The sequence below is a fragment of the Kitasatospora sp. NPDC097605 genome (assembly GCF_040302725.1).
Lineage (GTDB): Bacteria > Actinomycetota > Actinomycetes > Streptomycetales > Streptomycetaceae > Kitasatospora.
Genome location: NZ_JBEOSF010000004.1, coordinates 320,244 through 334,811 on the forward strand (window position 1 = coordinate 320,244; position 14,568 = coordinate 334,811).

Genomic DNA, 14,568 nt, shown 5'->3' on the forward strand with positions numbered 1-14,568 from the left:
CGTCCGCGCGCCGCTACACCCCGGCCCGGTCGGCGGCCGGGGACGCGCCCGCCGGGAGGTCGGCGTCCAGGGCGCGCAGGATGTCCTCGACGCTCTGCCTGGCGTCGCCGAACAGCATCGCGGTGTTCTCCCGGAAGAAGAGCGGGTTCTGCACCCCCGCGTAGCCGGAGGCCATCGACCGCTTGAAGACGATCACCTGCTCCGCCTCCCAGACCCGCAGCACCGGCATGCCCGCGATCGGACTGGCGGGGTCGTCCATCGCGGCCGGGTTGACGGTGTCGTTGGCGCCGATGACCAGGACGACACCGGTGGCGGCGAGGTCGTCGTTGATCTCGTCCATCTCCAGGACGATGTCGTAGGGCACCTTCGCCTCGGCGAGCAGCACGTTCATGTGCCCCGGCAGCCGCCCGGCGACCGGGTGCACGCCGAAGCGCACCTCCACCCCGCGCTCGCGCAGCCGCCGGGTGAGCTCCGCGACCGGGTGCTGCGCCTGCGCCACCGCCATGCCGTAGCCGGGCGTGATGACCACCGACTTGGCCTGCGCCAGCTGCCGGGCCGCCTCCTCGGCGCGGATCTCCCGGTGCTCGCCCTGCTCCTCGCCGCCGCCCGACGGCGCCTCGATGCCGAAGCCGCCGGCGATGACGGAGAGGAAGGAGCGGTTCATCGCCCGGCACATGATGTACGACAGATAGGCACCCGAGGAGCCGACCAGCGCGCCGGTGACGATGAGCAGGTTGTTGTCGAGCAGGAACCCGGCGGCCGCGGCGGCCCAGCCGGAGTAGCTGTTGAGCATGGAGACGACCACCGGCATGTCGCCGCCGCCGATCGAGGCGACCAGGTGCCAGCCCAGCACGAGGGCCAGCACCGTCACCGCGATCATCAGGCCGAGGCCCGGGCTGACCGTGAACCAGACCGTCAGCGCCGCGAACGCGCCCAGCGCGCCGATGTTCAGCGCGTTCTTGCCGGGCAGCATCAGCGGACGCGAGGCGATCCGCGCGGACAGCTTGAGGAAGGCGACGATCGAGCCGGTGAAGGTGACGGCGCCGATGAAGATGCCGATGAACACCTCGGCGTGGTGGATCCCCAGCAGGTCGCCGGAGACGGCGGTCTGGGCCGAGCCGTGCGCCTCGACCTCCAGATAGCTGTTCCAGCCGACCAGCACCGCGGCCAGGCCGACGAAGCTGTGCAGGACGGCGATCAGCTCCGGCATCTGCGTCATCTCGACCTGCCGCGCCCGCCACAGGCCGATCACCGCGCCCAGCGCCATCGCGAGGACGATCAGGGCGACGGCGCCCGCGGTGATGCTCTGCGCCGCCACCACGATGGTGGCGACCAGGGCGAGGGCCATGCCGGCGATGCCGTAGCCGACACCGGCGCGCGAGGTGCGGTGCTGGGAGAGCCCCGCCAGGCTGAGGATGAACAGCAGGGCGGCGACCAGGTCGGCGGCGTGGGCTGACGTGGTGGCGGTCATCGGCCTCAGCGCCTTTCGGGGGACGTCGAGAACATGCTCAGCATGCGGCGGGTGACGGCGAAGCCGCCGAAGATGTTGACGCTCGTCAGCAGCAGCGCCACGAAGGCCAGCACGGTGACCAGGGCGCGCTCGTGCCCGATCTGCAGCAGGGCGCCGACCACCACGATCCCGGAGATCGCGTTGGTGACCGACATCAGCGGGGTGTGCAGGGCGTGGTGGACCTTGCCGATCACGTAGTAGCCGATCACCACGGCCAGGGCGAACACCGTGAAGTTCCGGGCGAGCTGGGCCGGGGCGTAGGCGACCAGCAGGAACATCGCCAGCATCCCGGCGCCGATCAGGCCGAACCGCGCGGCCGGGGTGAGCCGGGGCCGCTTCGGCCCGGCGGGGGGCGCGGCGGGCGCGGCCGCGGGGGCGGGCGCGGCGGAGACCGCCACGGGCGGCGGCGGCCAGGTGACCTCGCCCGCGCGGGCCACCGTCACCGCCCGCTGCACCACGTCCTCGAAGTCCAGCACCAGCCGGCCGTCCTGGCCGGGGGTCAGCAGCTTCAGCAGGTTGGCCAGGTTGGTGCCGAACAGTTGCGAGGCCTGGGCCGGCAGCCGGGAGGCGAGGTCGGTGTAGCCGATGATGGTGACGCCGTTGCCGGTGACCACCGTCCGGCCGGCGACCGTGCCCTCGACGTTGCCGCCCTGCGCGGCGGCCATGTCGACGATGACGCTGCCCGGTTTCATCGCCGCCACGTCCGCCGCCGTGAGCAGGCGCGGGGCCGGCCGGCCGGGGATCAGCGCGGTGGTGACCACGATGTCCACGTCCCGCGCCTGCGCGTGGTAGAGCTCGGCCGCCGCGCGGTCGTAGTCGGCCGAGGTCGCCTTGGCGTACCCGTCGGCGCTCGCCTCCTGGGCGACGTCGACCGCCAGGTACTCGCCGCCCAGCGACCGCACCTGGTCGGCCACCTCGGGCCGCGGGTCGGTCGCGCGGACGACCGCCCCCAGGCTGGAGGCGGCGCCGATCGCGGCGAGCCCGGCCACCCCGGCCCCGGCCACCAGGACCTTCGCCGGGGGGACCTTGCCGGCGGCCGTCACCTGGCCGGTGAAGAACCGCCCGAACACATGGGCGGCCTCGATCACCGCCCGGTATCCGGCGATGTTGGCCATCGAGCTGAGCACGTCCATCGACTGGGCGCGCGAGATCCGCGGCACCGCGTCCAGCGCGAGCGCGGTGACCGGGCGCGCCGCCAGCGCGGCCAGCAGCTCGGGCCGCTGCGCCGGGGCGAGCAGGCCGATCAGGGTGGCGCCGTCGCGCAGCCGGGCGAGCTCGGCGGTCGAGGGGGCGTTGACCTTGAGGACGACGTCGGCCGCCCAGGCGTCGCCGGTCTCCGCGCCGGCCTCGGTGTAGGCCAGGTCGGTGAAGCCGGAGGCCTCGCCGGCCCCGGACTCGACCACGACCCGGTAGCCGAGGGCCAGGATGCCCCGGACCGTCGAGGGTGTCGCGGCGACCCGGGTCTCCCCGGGGGTCGACTCGGCGACCACGCCGATGCGCTGGGGTGGGTGGTGCGTGGAGCCCTGTGCGGTCATCATTCGTGCCTCTCTCATCGGAGAAACCGTTTGACGGCGGGATCCGCCTTCCCAGGGAGTCTCGCTCCCTCGGAGGCAGGAACCTACCCGCCACGGCCCCGCGTGGCGACGGGGCGTGGCCGTGACCTGCTTCACCGGTTCGTGTCCGGCCGGGCTCAGAATCCCCGGGCGGCGGCCCCGTCGCGCAGCAGGGCGAAGGCCGTGGCGGTCTCGTCGGCGGCGATCCGGCCGACCTCCTCGACGTCCTGGCCGTCGGCGAGCCGGGTCCAGACGGCGCGGGCCAGCACCTGGCGGACGGCCACGTACTGGGCGGCGAGCAGCCGGGCGGCCAGGCCGCCGTCCGGGTCCAGGGCCTCGGCGAGCGCGCGGGTGTCGGCGGCCAGGTACTCCACCAGGTGGGCGGAGAGGCTGGGGGTCTCGTAGACCAGCCGGAGGAAGGCGATCGACTGGGGGTGGGCGGTCATCCCGGTGCTGGGATCGTGCTCCGCCAGCCCGTCCAGGCGGTGGCGCTCCAGCGCGTCCAGCGGGGTGACGCCGGCGGGCCGGTCCCGCACCACCCGTCCGGCCTCGCCCAGGTGGTCGGCGAAGCGGTGCAGGACCAGCTCCTCCTTGCTGGCGAAGTACCGGAACAGGGTGGGCTTGGAGACCTCGGCGGCGGCGGCGATCTCGGCCACCGAGACCTCGTCGAAGCCCCGGCTGAGGAAGAGGGAGATGGCGGTGTTGGCGATGGCCTGGCGGGTGCGCTGCTTCTTCAGGGTCCGCAGGCCCGGGTCGCTGTCGTGCTCGGTGGTGTGCTCGGTCGGCTTCATGGGGCAAGCATAACTCAGGAATGTTTGTTACTCGGTTGCGTTCGTTGCTCGGTTGCTGTTCCATGGAGGGGTATCCGACCGGAAGGGGCGAGACACATGGCGACCGTGGTGATCGTGGGGGCGGGACCGACCGGACTGACCCTGGCGTGCGGGCTGGCCCGGCAGGGCGTGGCGGTCCGGGTGATCGACCGGGCGGGGGAGTTCCCCACCGGCTCGCGCGGCAAGACGCTCAACCCGCGCAGTCTGGAGGTGCTCGCCGACCTCGGCCTCGGCGAGCGGCTGGCGGCCGCGGGCCGCACCCATCTGCCGTTCCGCAAGTACTTCGACGGCGCGTTCGTCAACGAGACCGAGCCGTTCGCCGGGGCCCGGCCCACCGTCACCACCCCGTACCCGGCGAGCCTGTGGCTGCCGCAGACGCGGGTCGAACGGCTGCTGCGCGAGCGGCTCGCCGAGAACGGGGTGCGGGTCGAGCGCGGCACCGAACTGGTGGACCTCCGCCAGGACGGCGCCGGGGTGGAGGCCCGGCTCGCCGACGGCGGACGGATCACCGCCGAGTACCTGGTGGCCTGTGACGGCGGGCGCTCCACGGTGCGCAAGCTGCTCGGCATCCCGTTCGTCGGCGAGGGCGACCCGGAGCCGGTGATGGTCTGCGGGGACGTGGAGGTCGAGGGGCTGGACCCGGCCGCCTGGCACCAGTGGTTCGGGCCGCGGGGCGCGTTCATGCTCTGCCCGTTCACCGGCACCCGCCGCTGGCAGCTGCAGTCGAGCCCGGAGAGCGGCGCCGACGGCCGGCCGGTGGCCCCGTCGCTGGAGAGCTTCCAGCGGCTGGCCGCCCTGCACACCGGGCGCGCGGACCTGCGGCTGCGCAACGCCACCTGGCTGTCCACCTGGCGGGTCAACGTCCGGATGGCCGAGCGCTACCGCGAGGGGCGGGTCTTCCTGGCCGGCGACTGCGCGCACGTCCATCCGACGGCGGGCGGGCTCGGCATGAACACCGGGATCCAGGACGCCTGGAACCTCGCCTGGAAGCTCGGGTACGTGCTGCGCGGCCTCGCCGGCCCGGCCCTGCTCGACACCTACCAGGAGGAGCGGCTGCCGATCGCCGCCTGGACGCTCGATGTCACCAGCGCCGGAATGGCGGCCGTCACCGAGGGGAGCGTCACCCCGGGCGTCGGCGTCGAGGCCGGGCGGGTCGGCGACCTCACCGGCCTCGCGATGACCTACCGCTGGAGCAGCCTGGCCGCCGACCGCCTCGGCGGCCCCGTACGGGCCGGGGACCGGGCACCGGACAGCCGCTGCCCCGGGCCCGACGGCGCCCCGGCCCGGCTCTTCGACCGCTTCGCCGGTGACCACTTCACCCTGCTCGGCCTCGGCCCGGGCGCCCGCCCCGCGCTGGGCGGCCTGCCGCTGCCCGGCCACGTCCGCCCGGTGCCGCTCGACGACCCCGACGGCGCGGTCCGCCGGGCGTACGGGATCACCGGCGACGCCCTGGTCCTGGTCCGGCCGGACAACCACCTCGCCCTCACCGCCCGGCCGGACGACGGCGGCGCGGTGCTCGGGTACCTGGGCGGGCTCGGTTCCTGAGGGTGGTGGCCGGGCGTCAGGGGCGGGGGCGGATGGCCATGCCCGGCCGCCGGCGGTGGACCGTCAGGTAGACGACACCCTCCGGCCCCGCCGAGACGCCGCGCGCGGCGCCGCGCGGCACCACCCGCAGCACGCCCGGCTCCAGCGGCTGCGCGACGCCGCCGCAGCGCAGCGTGCCCCGGCCGGCGATGCCCAGCAGCAGCACGTCCAGGTCCGGTTCGACGTGCTCGGCGACGGCCGCCTCCGGTCGCAGCCGCACCACGTTGGCGTCCAGTTGGCGCTCCGCCCCGGTCAGCCGCCACAGCGCCCCGGCCCGGTCGGCGGCGGCCTCCCGCAGCAACGCGTCCAGGACCACGCCCTCGCCGAGGGCCTCCGCATCCGTCATGCCGGACATCATCGCATCCGTCCGGACCGGGTCCGCGGGGGCGGCGCCCCCACGGACGGACGGGTCGTCAGCCCCGCGGTCCGGCCAGGGTGACCGGAAGGCCGGCCTCGATCCGCTCCAGCAGCCGGCCGCCGTGGACGCCGGGGGTGTCGAAGTGGCGCAGCTCGTCGCTGTCGTCCTCGCCCTCGGTGCGCAGCACCTCGGGCACGAGCACGCTCTCGGGGGCGACCGGCGCGGCGTCCGGGTCGGGTGCCAGGTACGGGGGCGCGAGCACCGGGCCGTGCAGGGTGCCGCCGATCAGGTCCGGGCCGAACTCGGAGGACAGGATGGTGACCTGGGCGCGCAGATCGCCGTTGATCATCACCAGCTTCTCGGTCATGTTGCCGACGAAGGCACCGACCCGGACGTCCCCGCGGACCAGGAGCTTGGCGTCGCCCTCCAGGTAGACGGCGGCGGCCCGCAGGTCGCCGAGGACGATCAGGGCGGGGCAGCCGTCGTCGATGTTGAGGATCGCGCCGCCGACGGTGAGGTCGCCGTCGACGATGTAGCCGGTGCCCTCCAGGTCGGCGGCGTCGAGGTCGAAGTGCCCTTCGATCGCGAGGTCGCCGGCGTGGACGTCGTACTCCTCCTCGTAGAGGTTCTCGTACGAGTCCTCGGGCAGTGCGCGGCGCTCGAAGAGGGCGACGGACTCGTCCCAACTGTGCAGTGTGGTCGTGATGTTCATGGGCGGAACTGTGCCACGCGGCACTGTCAGCGGCCCCGGCCGGGCCGCCCCCGCCGCCGGGTCGGGCGGCGGGGGCGGCGGGCCTCAGGTGCGCGGCTGGTTGATGTTGACCAGCCAGGTGATGCCGAAGCGGTCGGTGCACATGCCGAAGACATCGCCCCACATCTGCCGCTCCAGGGGGACCAGTACGGTGCCGTCGCCGGAGAGCCGCTCCCAGTAGCCGCGCAGCTCGGCGTCGTCGTCGCCGCTGACGGAGACCGAGATGTTGTTGCCGGCCGTGTACGGCATGCCGGGCGGGGTGTCGGCGGCCATCAGCGTGAAGCCGGCGGTGGTCGTCAGCATGCCGTGCATGATCCGGTCGGCGCCCGGGCCGTCCCCGGCGCCGAACTCGCCGTAGGTGTTGAGGTTCAACTCGCCGCCGAAGGCGTCCCGGTAGAACTCCAGGGCCGGCCGGGCATCGCCGGTGAAGTTGATGTAGGGGTTCAGGATGGAGGGCATGGGTGATCCCTTTCGTGGGGGAATGTCCGTTCCGTAGCGTAGGGAAAACGGCGCCCGGGCGCCGTTCGACGCCCCGGCGACCCATGTGCTCGGCATCGGCCGGACCGTCGGCGCCGGCCCCGTCGGCCCCGCCGCCCTGGCCGGGCAGGCGATGAGGCTCTCCTGGACACCTTTCCAGGACAGCTCGCGGAACAGGTCCTAAGGTCGGGCGGTATGACAACCGCTCTGGTGTTGATCGATCTGATGCCGCGCATCATCGCGCTGCCCCTCGCCCCGCACACGGGTGACGAGGTGCTGAAACGATGCCGCGAGCTGGCCGAGGCCTTCCGCGCGCAGGGGCGGCCGGTGGTCCAGATCCGCGTCGACCGGCCGAACGTCGCCGAGCAGCCGCCGGGCAGCGACTTCGCGCCCGGCCTGGTGGAGCAGGGCGACGTCGTCCTGGTGAAGCGCAGCATCGGCGCGTTCGCGACCACGGACCTCGACGCCCGGCTGCGGGAACTGGGCGTCGACACGGTCGTCCTGGGCGGACTGGTCACCACCATGGGCGTGGAGTCCACCGCCAGGGCCGCGAGCGATCTCGGCTACCGGGTCGAGTTCGTCGCCGACGCCATGTCGGCCACGGCCGCGGAGGAACACGACTTCGCGGTGGCGAGGACCTTCCCGCGCTTCGGCCGGGTCACCACGACGCAGGACCACCGGTAGGCATCCACGCCGTGGGTCCGAGGCGATCACGATTCATCAGGAGGGAAGCGACGATGGACGTCACCAACAGCATCGCGGGCACGGTGCACATCTCGGGCCGGGTGGTCCAGGCCGGCCGGCTGTCGACCGGGCCGGTCCTCGACGAGGCCGCCGAGGCCGCGATCGGGGCCGGGCTGGCCACCGAGGGCGACCCGGTGACCCTGGGCCGCGGGGAGTACGCGGCGGTGCTGGCGCTGCTCGACCACCTGGGGGCGAGCGGCTCCGAGGCCGTACGGGCCCTGGCGGAGCGCCTGGCGGGCCGCTGACCCCGCCGCCCGGCGCGGGGGAGGGGGCCGGCGCACACGCTCGGCGGCGGCGCCCGGACGTTCGGCGACCGCGTCACCGTCAGCGGGGCCGGGAACCGGGGAACCCCGGCCGCGCCGCGCGATCCGCGGCCACGGGTGACGCGGGCGCGCCGGAGCCCCGGCCGTACGGCGGCGGTGAGACCGCCGGACGGCCGGGGCCGGACGGGGACAGGTGGTTCAGGAGGCCACGAACGCGACGAGGTCCTTGGTGAACTCGGCCTCGTAGGCGCCGACCAGGCCGTGCGGCGCGCCCGGGTAGACCTTCAGGGTGCCCTGGGGGAGCAGCTTGACGGACTTCTCGGCGGCGGCCGCGATCGGGACGATCTGGTCGTCGTCGCCGTGGGCGACCAGCACCGGGATGTCGATCTTCTTGAGGTCCTCGGTGAAGTCGGTCTCCGAGAACGCCGCGACGCAGTCGAGGGCGTTCTTCAGACCGGCCTGCATGCCCTGCAGCCAGAACTCGCGGCGCTTGCCCTCGGAGGTCGCGGCGCCGGGGCGGTTGAAGCCGAAGAAGGCCTCGCTCAGGTCGTAGTAGAACTGCGACCGGTCGGTGGCGACACCCGCGCGGATGCCGTCGAAGACGGAGAGCGGGGTGCCCTCGGGGTTGTCGTCGGTGCGCAGCATGAGCGGCGGGACGGCGCCCAGCAGCACGGCCTTGCGGACCCGGGCGCTCCCGTGCCGGCCGAGGTAGCGGGCGACCTCGCCGCCGCCGGTGGAGTGGCCGACCAGCACCGCGTCGGTGAGGTCGAGCTGGTCGAGCAGCTCCGCCAGGTCGTCGGCGTACTGGTCCATGTGGTTGCCGTCCCACGTCTGGGTGGAGCGGCCGTGGCCGCGCCGGTCGTGGGCGATGACCCGGAAGCCGGCCGAGGCGAGGGCCACGGCCTGGTTCTCCCAGGCGTCGGCGTTCAGCGGCCAGCCGTGCGACAGGACGACGGGCCGTCCGGTGCCCCAGTCCTTGTAGAACTTCTGCGAACCGTCGGAGAGGGTGATGAAGGGCATGACGGCCTTTCGGTCGTGCTCGTTGAGCAGGGAGGATGTCGGGCCGGGGACGCGATCGTGGGCGTTCCGGCCGGCTGACTCCCAGCATGACCGGCCGAACGGCCGGTGGCACGGCCACGGCGCCTTCCGTGCACCGTCAGGCAAGTGCAGTGCGGTCCGGGGCAGCTCCCCCGGTGGCGGGGGAACCGGCCGGATGCGAACCGCCGGGCCCGTTCCTAGGCTGGTGGCATGGGCGATTTCGACACGTTCACGGCCCTGCTGGACTATCCGGTGTACGTGGTCACCGCGCCCGGGCCGCCGCCGGCGGGGTGCCTGGTCGGGTTCGCGGGCCAGTGCTCGATCGCCCCCGCGCGGTTCGTGGTGTGGATCTCCAAGGCCAACCACACCTACGACGCGGCCCTCGCGGCGGACGCGCTCGGCGTCCACCTCCTGCCGTACGGGCACGGGCTGGCCACTCTGTTCGGCGGGCGCAGCGGCGACGACACCGACAAGTTCGCGGGCGTCGAGTGGTACCACGGGCCGTACGGCGTGCCGGTGCTCGCGGAGGCCCCCGCGTGGTTCGTCGGCCGGGTGCTGGACTGCGCCGACTGGGGCGACCACACCGGCCTGCTGCTGGCCCCGGTGGCCGTCGGCGCCCCGCCGGTGGGCGCCGTGCCCGTGCTCTCCTACCGCGACGTCTCCGGCATCGACGCCGGCCACCCGGCCTGACCCCGGCGCGCGCCGCCGGTCCGGGCGGCCCGGCTCACCAGGCGGTGCGGTGGCCGCTGGTCCTGAGAGTGGATGCCGATGGTGCGGGTGGTGCCGTCGGCGTTCGGCGCGGTGCCCTGGCAGCGGGCCGCCAGGTCGAGCGTGCCGGTGAGCGCGCTCCTCACGGCGGTGCCGAGGTTGCCGCTCTCGCCGTTGTGCAGCAGCTCCACCCGGCAGCCGGCCTTCTTCGGGGCCACCAGCCGGTCGGCGCCCTGGACCCGGGTGGCCGCCAGCCCCGCCGCGACACGGACCTTCACCTGTTCCCCCTTCGGACGCGCGCTCCGCTGCGGTGCGCGACTGTACGGTACATGATCAGTCGTCAGCCGCAGGACGCGGCCGCCCCGCCGGGCCACGCTCCCGGTGGCGGGCGTCGGGCGGGTTGTCGGCGGCGCACCCTAGGCTCCGCCCATGAGCATGATCGGGCGGTACCTCCGGCTCGGCGCCGGGGAGTTGGAGCGGGCGGCGCGGGAGCCGGAGTGGGTGCGGGCGTTCGTCGAGGAGCTGGACGAGGCGGACGACGGGGCGCGGACGGGCGGTTGGGCGCGACTGCACGAGACCGGGAAGGCGTGGCAGGCGCTGGACTTCCTGCTCCGGCGCCGGGAGTTCCCGGTCGACCTGGTGCACGGCGAGCGGGAGCTGCCGGGCGCGGGGGACTGGGGCTACGGGCCGCCGTCGCTGATCACCGCGGAGCGGGTCCGGCTGGCCGCCGGGGCGCTCGCGCTGCTCGGGCCGGGGGAGCTGACCGAGGGGGTCGCGGGGGCGGACCTCGCCGCGGCGGGGGTGTACCCGAGGAGCCTGTGGAGGGAGGAGGAGTCGCTGCACCTGGTGACGTCCGAGTACCGCGCCCTGGCGGACTTCCTCCGGGCGGTGGCGACCCGTCGGCACGGGGTGCTGGTCTGGATCGAGTGACCGGACGACGGGCGGCGGGCCGGGAGGCATATCGGTACATTGAGGACATTCGGGAGCAGTCCCGGGCCAGCGTGTCCACGCAAGAAGGCCGAGCCGCCTTCGGAAAGGGTCTCCATGCAGCGCGCCCTCAGCCCCGCCGTCCTCGCCGAGCTGCGCCGGCCGAGGCCGTACCCGGCGGTGTCCATCCTGATGCCCACGCACCGCCGGGAGCCGGACAACGCCCAGGACCCGGTCCGGCTGCGCAACCTGCTGGCCGAGGCCAAGGAGAAGGTCCAGGCCGACCCCGAGGTCTCCCGCGCGGACCGGATCGACGTGCTGGAGCAGCTCGACCGGGCCCTCACCGAGGTCGACCTGGTGCACGCCGAGGACGGCCTGGCGATCCTCGCCGCCCCGGGCGAGCACCAGGTCTGGTCGCTCGGACGCCGCGCGCCCGCCCGGGTGGTGCTGTCGGACACCTTCCTCACCCGCAACCTGGTCGCCGCCCAGGCCGCCGAGCGCCCCTACTGGGTGCTCGCGGTCGCCGCCGACCGGGTGGTGCTGTGGGGCGGCGACCAGGCGCGGGTCACCGAGGACCGCGACCACGGCTTCCCGCTGGTGCGGGTCTTCGACAACCCCGACCCCGAGCGGCAGGAGCAGATCGGCGACACCCCCAGCACCTTCCGCGACGAGGAGACCAAGACCTTCCTGCGGCAGGCCGACACGGCGGTCGGCAAGCTGCTCGCCGCCGACCGCCGCCCGCTCTACGTGACCGGCGAGGCCGCCGCGCTCGCCCTGCTGGACGCCGTCGGCCCGATCGCCAAGGAGGCCACCGAGCAGCTGTCGCACGGCGGTCTCGCCCAGGCGGACGCCGAGGCGGTCCGCAAGGCGGTCGAGCCCGCCGTCCGCGCCCACGCCGAGCGCGAGACCACCGAGGCCCTCGTCCAGCTCGACGCCTCGCGCGGCCGCCAGACCTTCGCCGCCGGCCTGGACGAGGTCTGGCGGGCGGCCGGTGACGGGCGGCTCGCCCGGCTGGTGGTCGAGGAGAACTTCCGCACCACCGTCCGCGACGACGGCGAGCACCTGGTCCCGGCGGCGGCCGAGGAGCCCGGCGCGCGCGAGGACATCGTGGACGAGGTCGTCGAGCGCACCCTCGACACCGGCGGCCAGGTCAGCTTCGTGCCCGACGGCACCCTCTCCGACGCCGGACGGATCGCCGCCGTGCTGCGCTACTGACGCCCCGCGGCCGGCCGGGCGACCGGACGGCCGGACATGACGGCGCGCCGGGCATCCCGCCCGGCGCGCCGTCATGTTCCGGGGCGGGGGCTACCGGACGGCGATCCCGACCAGGCAGGTGTCGTCGTCCGTGTCCGCGTTGCTGTAGCGCAGCAGGTGGTCCAGGTGCTCCTCCAGGCCGTCCGCGCCCGCGGCCGCCGTGCCGCAGGCCTGCTCGGCGAGCGCCATCAGGCCCGCCAGCGACGCCTGGACGGACTCGTCGCGCCGCTCGATCAGCCCGTCGGTGTACATCACCAGCTCGTCGCCCGGCGCCAGGACCAGCTCGCCCTCCTCGTATTCGGCCTGGTCGACGGCGCCCAGCAGGATGCCGCCCAGCTGCGGCAGCGTGGTCGCCCGCGCGCCGCGCAGCAGCACCGGCGGCGGGTGCCCGGCGCGCGCCCAGCGCAGGCGGCGCGACCCGGGCCGGTAGAGGCCGCAGACGGCGGTGGCGGTGACGTTGTCGGTCAGGTGGTGGGTGACGCTGTTCAGCCAGCCCAGCAGCTGGGCCGGCCCCGCCCCGGTGGCGGCCAGGCCCCGCAGCGCGTTGCGCAGGGCGACCATCCCGGTGGCGGCCTCGATGCCGTGGCCGGCGACGTCGCCCACGCACAGCAGCACGTCCCCCGAGGGCAGCGGCAGCGCGTCGTACCAGTCGCCGCCGACCAGGTGGCCCTTCTCGGCCGGGCGGTAGCGCACCCCGACCCGCAGGTCCGGCAGGTCCAGCGGGCCGCGCGCCGGGGGCATGATCGCGTGCTGGAGCTGCAGGGCGAGCCGGCTGCGCTCGGCCGCCTGCTGCTCGCTCTGGGCGAGCTGGTCGCGGGTGGCGGCGAGCGCGACCTCCGTCCAGTGCTGGGCGGAGATGTCCTGGTAGGCGCCGCGCACGGTGCGCAGTCCACTGCCGGGCTCGTGCACCGGCTCGGCGACGACCCTGATGTGCCGGGTGACGCCGTCGGGGCGCTGCAGCCGGAAGGCGGTGGACGCCGGGCGGTGGTGGTGCAGCAGGGTGCGCAGGAACCGCCCGAGGGCGTGCCGGTCGTCCGGGTGGGCGTGGTCGGGGAGCTGGTCGAGGGCGATCGGCGGGGCGCCGGACGGCAGCCCGTGCAGCTCGAACAGGGTGTCGTTCCAGGCGATCCGCCGGGTGCGCAGGTCCTCCTCGAAACCGCCGATCCGCCCGAGGCGCTGCGCGTGCTGGAGCAGCCGGGCCACCCGGGGGGTGCCGTCGTCCAGGCGCCAGACCACCGCCAGGTGGTCGCCGTGGCGGCTGATGCTCACCTGCGCCCGGGTGACCAGCGGCACCCCGTCGACCAGCGCGGCCAGCCGCAGGGCCGGGGTGCGGAACGGCTCCCCGGTGGCGAAGACGTGCTCGACCTTCTCGGCCAGGCCGCCCTCCTCGGCCGCCAGCGGGTAGGCCTCCAGCAGCCGGGCGCCGACGATCGCGCCGGTGGGCCGGCCGGCGAAGTCGACGAAGGCCGGGTTGACGTGCCGGATCACGAACAGCGGCGGCAGGTCGTCGCCGTCCGGCGCGACCCGCAGCACCATGCACGGGTCGAGCAGGCCGTCGGTCAGCCGGCGCAGCTCCTCGAAGCGGGTGTCGGCGGCCTCCGGCGGGTGCGGCTCGCGCCCGCCGCCGGCCTCCAGGGTGGCGGCGGCCACCTCGGCCAGCGCCTCGAACTGTCGTTGCAGCGGCTGGGACTGCTCGGGCAGCCGTTCGTGCCAGCAGAGCTCCAGGACGCCGATCAGCCGCCCGCCCTTGCCCGCCGGGACGGCCAGCCGGCCGCCGCGGACCTCGTGCTGGCCGACCGAGGGCAGCGAGGCCTCGGCGAGCGTCGGGTAGCCGACCGCCGCCCGCTCGTCCAGGGCGCGGCGGGCCGGGGTCGGCACACCGGGCGGCACATGGCGCCAGCGGCGGGCCTCCTCCTCCTGGAAGCCGGCGCTGCCGGCCAGCGACAGCGAGAGGTCGGGATGGGCCGCCCAGACCGCGACGGCCGCCACGCCGAGGGGGCGCAGCGCGTGGTCCAGCATGGCGCGGGCCGCCGCCGCGGGATCGCCGCCCGCCAGGGCGTCCGCCTCCGTGCTCCGCAGCCGCACCGCCACCGGCTCGGCCGGGTGCTCCGGCTGCCGCGGCCGAGCCGCTTGCCCGGGCTGCTCCGAGGGGACGGCCGCCTCCTCCACGAAGGCGCGGGCGAGCGCCGAGATCTGGTCCGCCGCGGCCTGGTTGACCAGGTCGGCGGCGAGCGCCAGGGTCGACACCCCGGCCTGCTCGGCGAGGCTCTCCAGCTGCCCGGCGGCCTCGGTGGGCCCGCAGCGCAGCCGCTCGACCAGCACGCCGACGCCCATCTCGACCACGGCCCGGCCCGCCGAGTGCGCCTGGGCGCGCTCCAGCTCCAGCCGCAGCCGCTCCACGGTGCCGGCCAGCCGGCCGACCGCCGTCGCCTCCCCGCCCGCCGGGCCGACGTCCCGGGAGGGCCCGCGCTGCGGCCCGACCCGCGCGGCGCCGTCCTCGGACGGCGCGGGACGTTCCGTGGTCGGGGGATCCTGCGGCTGCTGCACGGCGGACTCCTGGGGGTCGGGCGG

The 14,568-nt window shown here is 75.0% G+C and carries 15 protein-coding genes; 6 read left to right on the forward strand and 9 right to left on the reverse strand.

The window, feature by feature from the left end; translation table 11 throughout:
• Positions 1–13: 13 nt before the first annotated feature.
• The 3 genes from pntB to ABTX81_RS06965 form a co-directional block, all read right to left on the reverse strand.
• Positions 14–1,471 (reverse strand): Re/Si-specific NAD(P)(+) transhydrogenase subunit beta, encoded by a 1,458-nt coding sequence (pntB, locus tag ABTX81_RS06955; protein WP_350542140.1) that lies wholly within the window; start codon positions 1,469–1,471, stop codon positions 14–16.
• Between the two features lie 5 nt (positions 1,472–1,476).
• Positions 1,477–3,045, reverse strand: a complete 1,569-nt coding sequence (locus tag ABTX81_RS06960; RefSeq protein ID WP_350542250.1) for a Re/Si-specific NAD(P)(+) transhydrogenase subunit alpha — start codon at positions 3,043–3,045, stop codon at positions 1,477–1,479.
• Between the two features lie 155 nt (positions 3,046–3,200).
• On the reverse strand, positions 3,201–3,854 hold the full coding sequence (locus ABTX81_RS06965) for a TetR family transcriptional regulator (RefSeq protein ID WP_350542142.1): 654 nt from the start codon (positions 3,852–3,854) through the stop codon (positions 3,201–3,203).
• 96 nt (positions 3,855–3,950) lie between these two features.
• Here ABTX81_RS06965 and ABTX81_RS06970 point away from each other — a divergent pair, with 96 nt between their 5' ends.
• Positions 3,951–5,438 (forward strand): FAD-dependent monooxygenase, encoded by a 1,488-nt coding sequence (locus ABTX81_RS06970; protein ID WP_350542144.1) that lies wholly within the window; start codon positions 3,951–3,953, stop codon positions 5,436–5,438.
• 16 nt (positions 5,439–5,454) lie between these two features.
• Here ABTX81_RS06970 and ABTX81_RS06975 read toward each other — a convergent pair whose 3' ends face one another.
• From ABTX81_RS06975 to ABTX81_RS06985, 3 genes are all read right to left on the reverse strand, one after another.
• The gene (locus tag ABTX81_RS06975; RefSeq protein ID WP_350542146.1) at positions 5,455–5,823 is read right to left on the reverse strand and encodes a cupin domain-containing protein; all 369 of its coding nucleotides are present in this window, start codon (positions 5,821–5,823) and stop codon (positions 5,455–5,457) included.
• Positions 5,824–5,890: 67 nt separating this feature from the next.
• Complete coding sequence (locus ABTX81_RS06980; RefSeq protein ID WP_350542148.1) at positions 5,891–6,547, reverse strand: hypothetical protein; 657 nt, start codon at positions 6,545–6,547, stop codon at positions 5,891–5,893.
• 84 nt (positions 6,548–6,631) lie between these two features.
• Complete coding sequence (locus tag ABTX81_RS06985) at positions 6,632–7,045, reverse strand: VOC family protein (RefSeq protein ID WP_350542150.1); 414 nt, start codon at positions 7,043–7,045, stop codon at positions 6,632–6,634.
• 213 nt (positions 7,046–7,258) lie between these two features.
• On the opposite strand from ABTX81_RS06985, the gene ABTX81_RS06990 reads away from it, so the two are divergent.
• Both ABTX81_RS06990 and ABTX81_RS06995 read left to right on the forward strand, forming a co-directional pair.
• Entirely contained in the window at positions 7,259–7,747 is a 489-nt protein-coding gene (locus ABTX81_RS06990) for an isochorismatase family protein (RefSeq protein ID WP_350542152.1), read from the forward strand.
• A 53-nt stretch (positions 7,748–7,800) separates the two neighbouring features.
• On the forward strand, positions 7,801–8,052 hold the full coding sequence (locus ABTX81_RS06995) for a hypothetical protein (protein WP_350542154.1): 252 nt from the start codon (positions 7,801–7,803) through the stop codon (positions 8,050–8,052).
• Between the two features lie 216 nt (positions 8,053–8,268).
• Here ABTX81_RS06995 and ABTX81_RS07000 read toward each other — a convergent pair whose 3' ends face one another.
• Positions 8,269–9,090 (reverse strand): alpha/beta fold hydrolase, encoded by an 822-nt coding sequence (locus ABTX81_RS07000; protein WP_350542156.1) that lies wholly within the window; start codon positions 9,088–9,090, stop codon positions 8,269–8,271.
• 228 nt (positions 9,091–9,318) lie between these two features.
• On the opposite strand from ABTX81_RS07000, the gene ABTX81_RS07005 reads away from it, so the two are divergent.
• Positions 9,319–9,798 (forward strand): flavin reductase family protein, encoded by a 480-nt coding sequence (locus ABTX81_RS07005; protein ID WP_350542158.1) that lies wholly within the window; start codon positions 9,319–9,321, stop codon positions 9,796–9,798.
• On the opposite strand, the gene ABTX81_RS07010 is transcribed toward ABTX81_RS07005, so the two are convergent.
• Positions 9,756–10,094, reverse strand: coding sequence for a hypothetical protein (locus ABTX81_RS07010; protein WP_350542160.1), 339 nt, complete (start codon positions 10,092–10,094; stop codon positions 9,756–9,758). The two genes, ABTX81_RS07005 and ABTX81_RS07010, sit on opposite strands and share 43 nt — an antisense overlap.
• A gap of 151 nt (positions 10,095–10,245) precedes the next feature.
• Here ABTX81_RS07010 and ABTX81_RS07015 point away from each other — a divergent pair, with 151 nt between their 5' ends.
• Positions 10,246–10,746, forward strand: a complete 501-nt coding sequence (locus tag ABTX81_RS07015; RefSeq protein WP_350542162.1) for a YfbM family protein — start codon at positions 10,246–10,248, stop codon at positions 10,744–10,746.
• A 114-nt stretch (positions 10,747–10,860) separates the two neighbouring features.
• A complete protein-coding gene (locus tag ABTX81_RS07020) occupies positions 10,861–11,958 on the forward strand; it encodes a baeRF3 domain-containing protein (RefSeq protein WP_350542164.1) in 1,098 nt (365 codons plus the stop codon).
• A 90-nt stretch (positions 11,959–12,048) separates the two neighbouring features.
• Here ABTX81_RS07020 and ABTX81_RS07025 read toward each other — a convergent pair whose 3' ends face one another.
• On the reverse strand, positions 12,049–14,544 hold the full coding sequence (locus ABTX81_RS07025; RefSeq protein WP_350542166.1) for a SpoIIE family protein phosphatase: 2,496 nt from the start codon (positions 14,542–14,544) through the stop codon (positions 12,049–12,051).
• Positions 14,545–14,568: the final 24 nt, after the last annotated feature.

Excerpts from the sequence above, each read along its gene's own strand:
- ABTX81_RS07005 (WP_350542158.1), top strand. The coding sequence starts at position 9,319 with ATGGGCGATTTCGACACGTTCACGGCCCTGCTGGACTATCCGGTGTAC.
- pntB (WP_350542140.1), bottom strand. The coding sequence starts at position 1,471 with ATGACCGCCACCACGTCAGCCCACGCCGCCGACCTGGTCGCCGCCCTG.
- ABTX81_RS06965 (WP_350542142.1), bottom strand. The coding sequence starts at position 3,854 with ATGAAGCCGACCGAGCACACCACCGAGCACGACAGCGACCCGGGCCTG.
- ABTX81_RS06990 (WP_350542152.1), top strand. The coding sequence starts at position 7,259 with ATGACAACCGCTCTGGTGTTGATCGATCTGATGCCGCGCATCATCGCG.
- ABTX81_RS06975 (WP_350542146.1), bottom strand. The coding sequence starts at position 5,823 with ATGACGGATGCGGAGGCCCTCGGCGAGGGCGTGGTCCTGGACGCGTTG.
- ABTX81_RS06960 (WP_350542250.1), bottom strand. The coding sequence starts at position 3,045 with ATGACCGCACAGGGCTCCACGCACCACCCACCCCAGCGCATCGGCGTG.
- ABTX81_RS06970 (WP_350542144.1), top strand. The coding sequence starts at position 3,951 with ATGGCGACCGTGGTGATCGTGGGGGCGGGACCGACCGGACTGACCCTG.
- ABTX81_RS07000 (WP_350542156.1), bottom strand. The coding sequence starts at position 9,090 with ATGCCCTTCATCACCCTCTCCGACGGTTCGCAGAAGTTCTACAAGGAC.
- ABTX81_RS06985 (WP_350542150.1), bottom strand. The coding sequence starts at position 7,045 with ATGCCCTCCATCCTGAACCCCTACATCAACTTCACCGGCGATGCCCGG.
- ABTX81_RS06980 (WP_350542148.1), bottom strand. The coding sequence starts at position 6,547 with ATGAACATCACGACCACACTGCACAGTTGGGACGAGTCCGTCGCCCTC.
- ABTX81_RS07015 (WP_350542162.1), top strand. The coding sequence starts at position 10,246 with ATGAGCATGATCGGGCGGTACCTCCGGCTCGGCGCCGGGGAGTTGGAG.
- ABTX81_RS06995 (WP_350542154.1), top strand. The coding sequence starts at position 7,801 with ATGGACGTCACCAACAGCATCGCGGGCACGGTGCACATCTCGGGCCGG.
- ABTX81_RS07020 (WP_350542164.1), top strand. The coding sequence starts at position 10,861 with ATGCAGCGCGCCCTCAGCCCCGCCGTCCTCGCCGAGCTGCGCCGGCCG.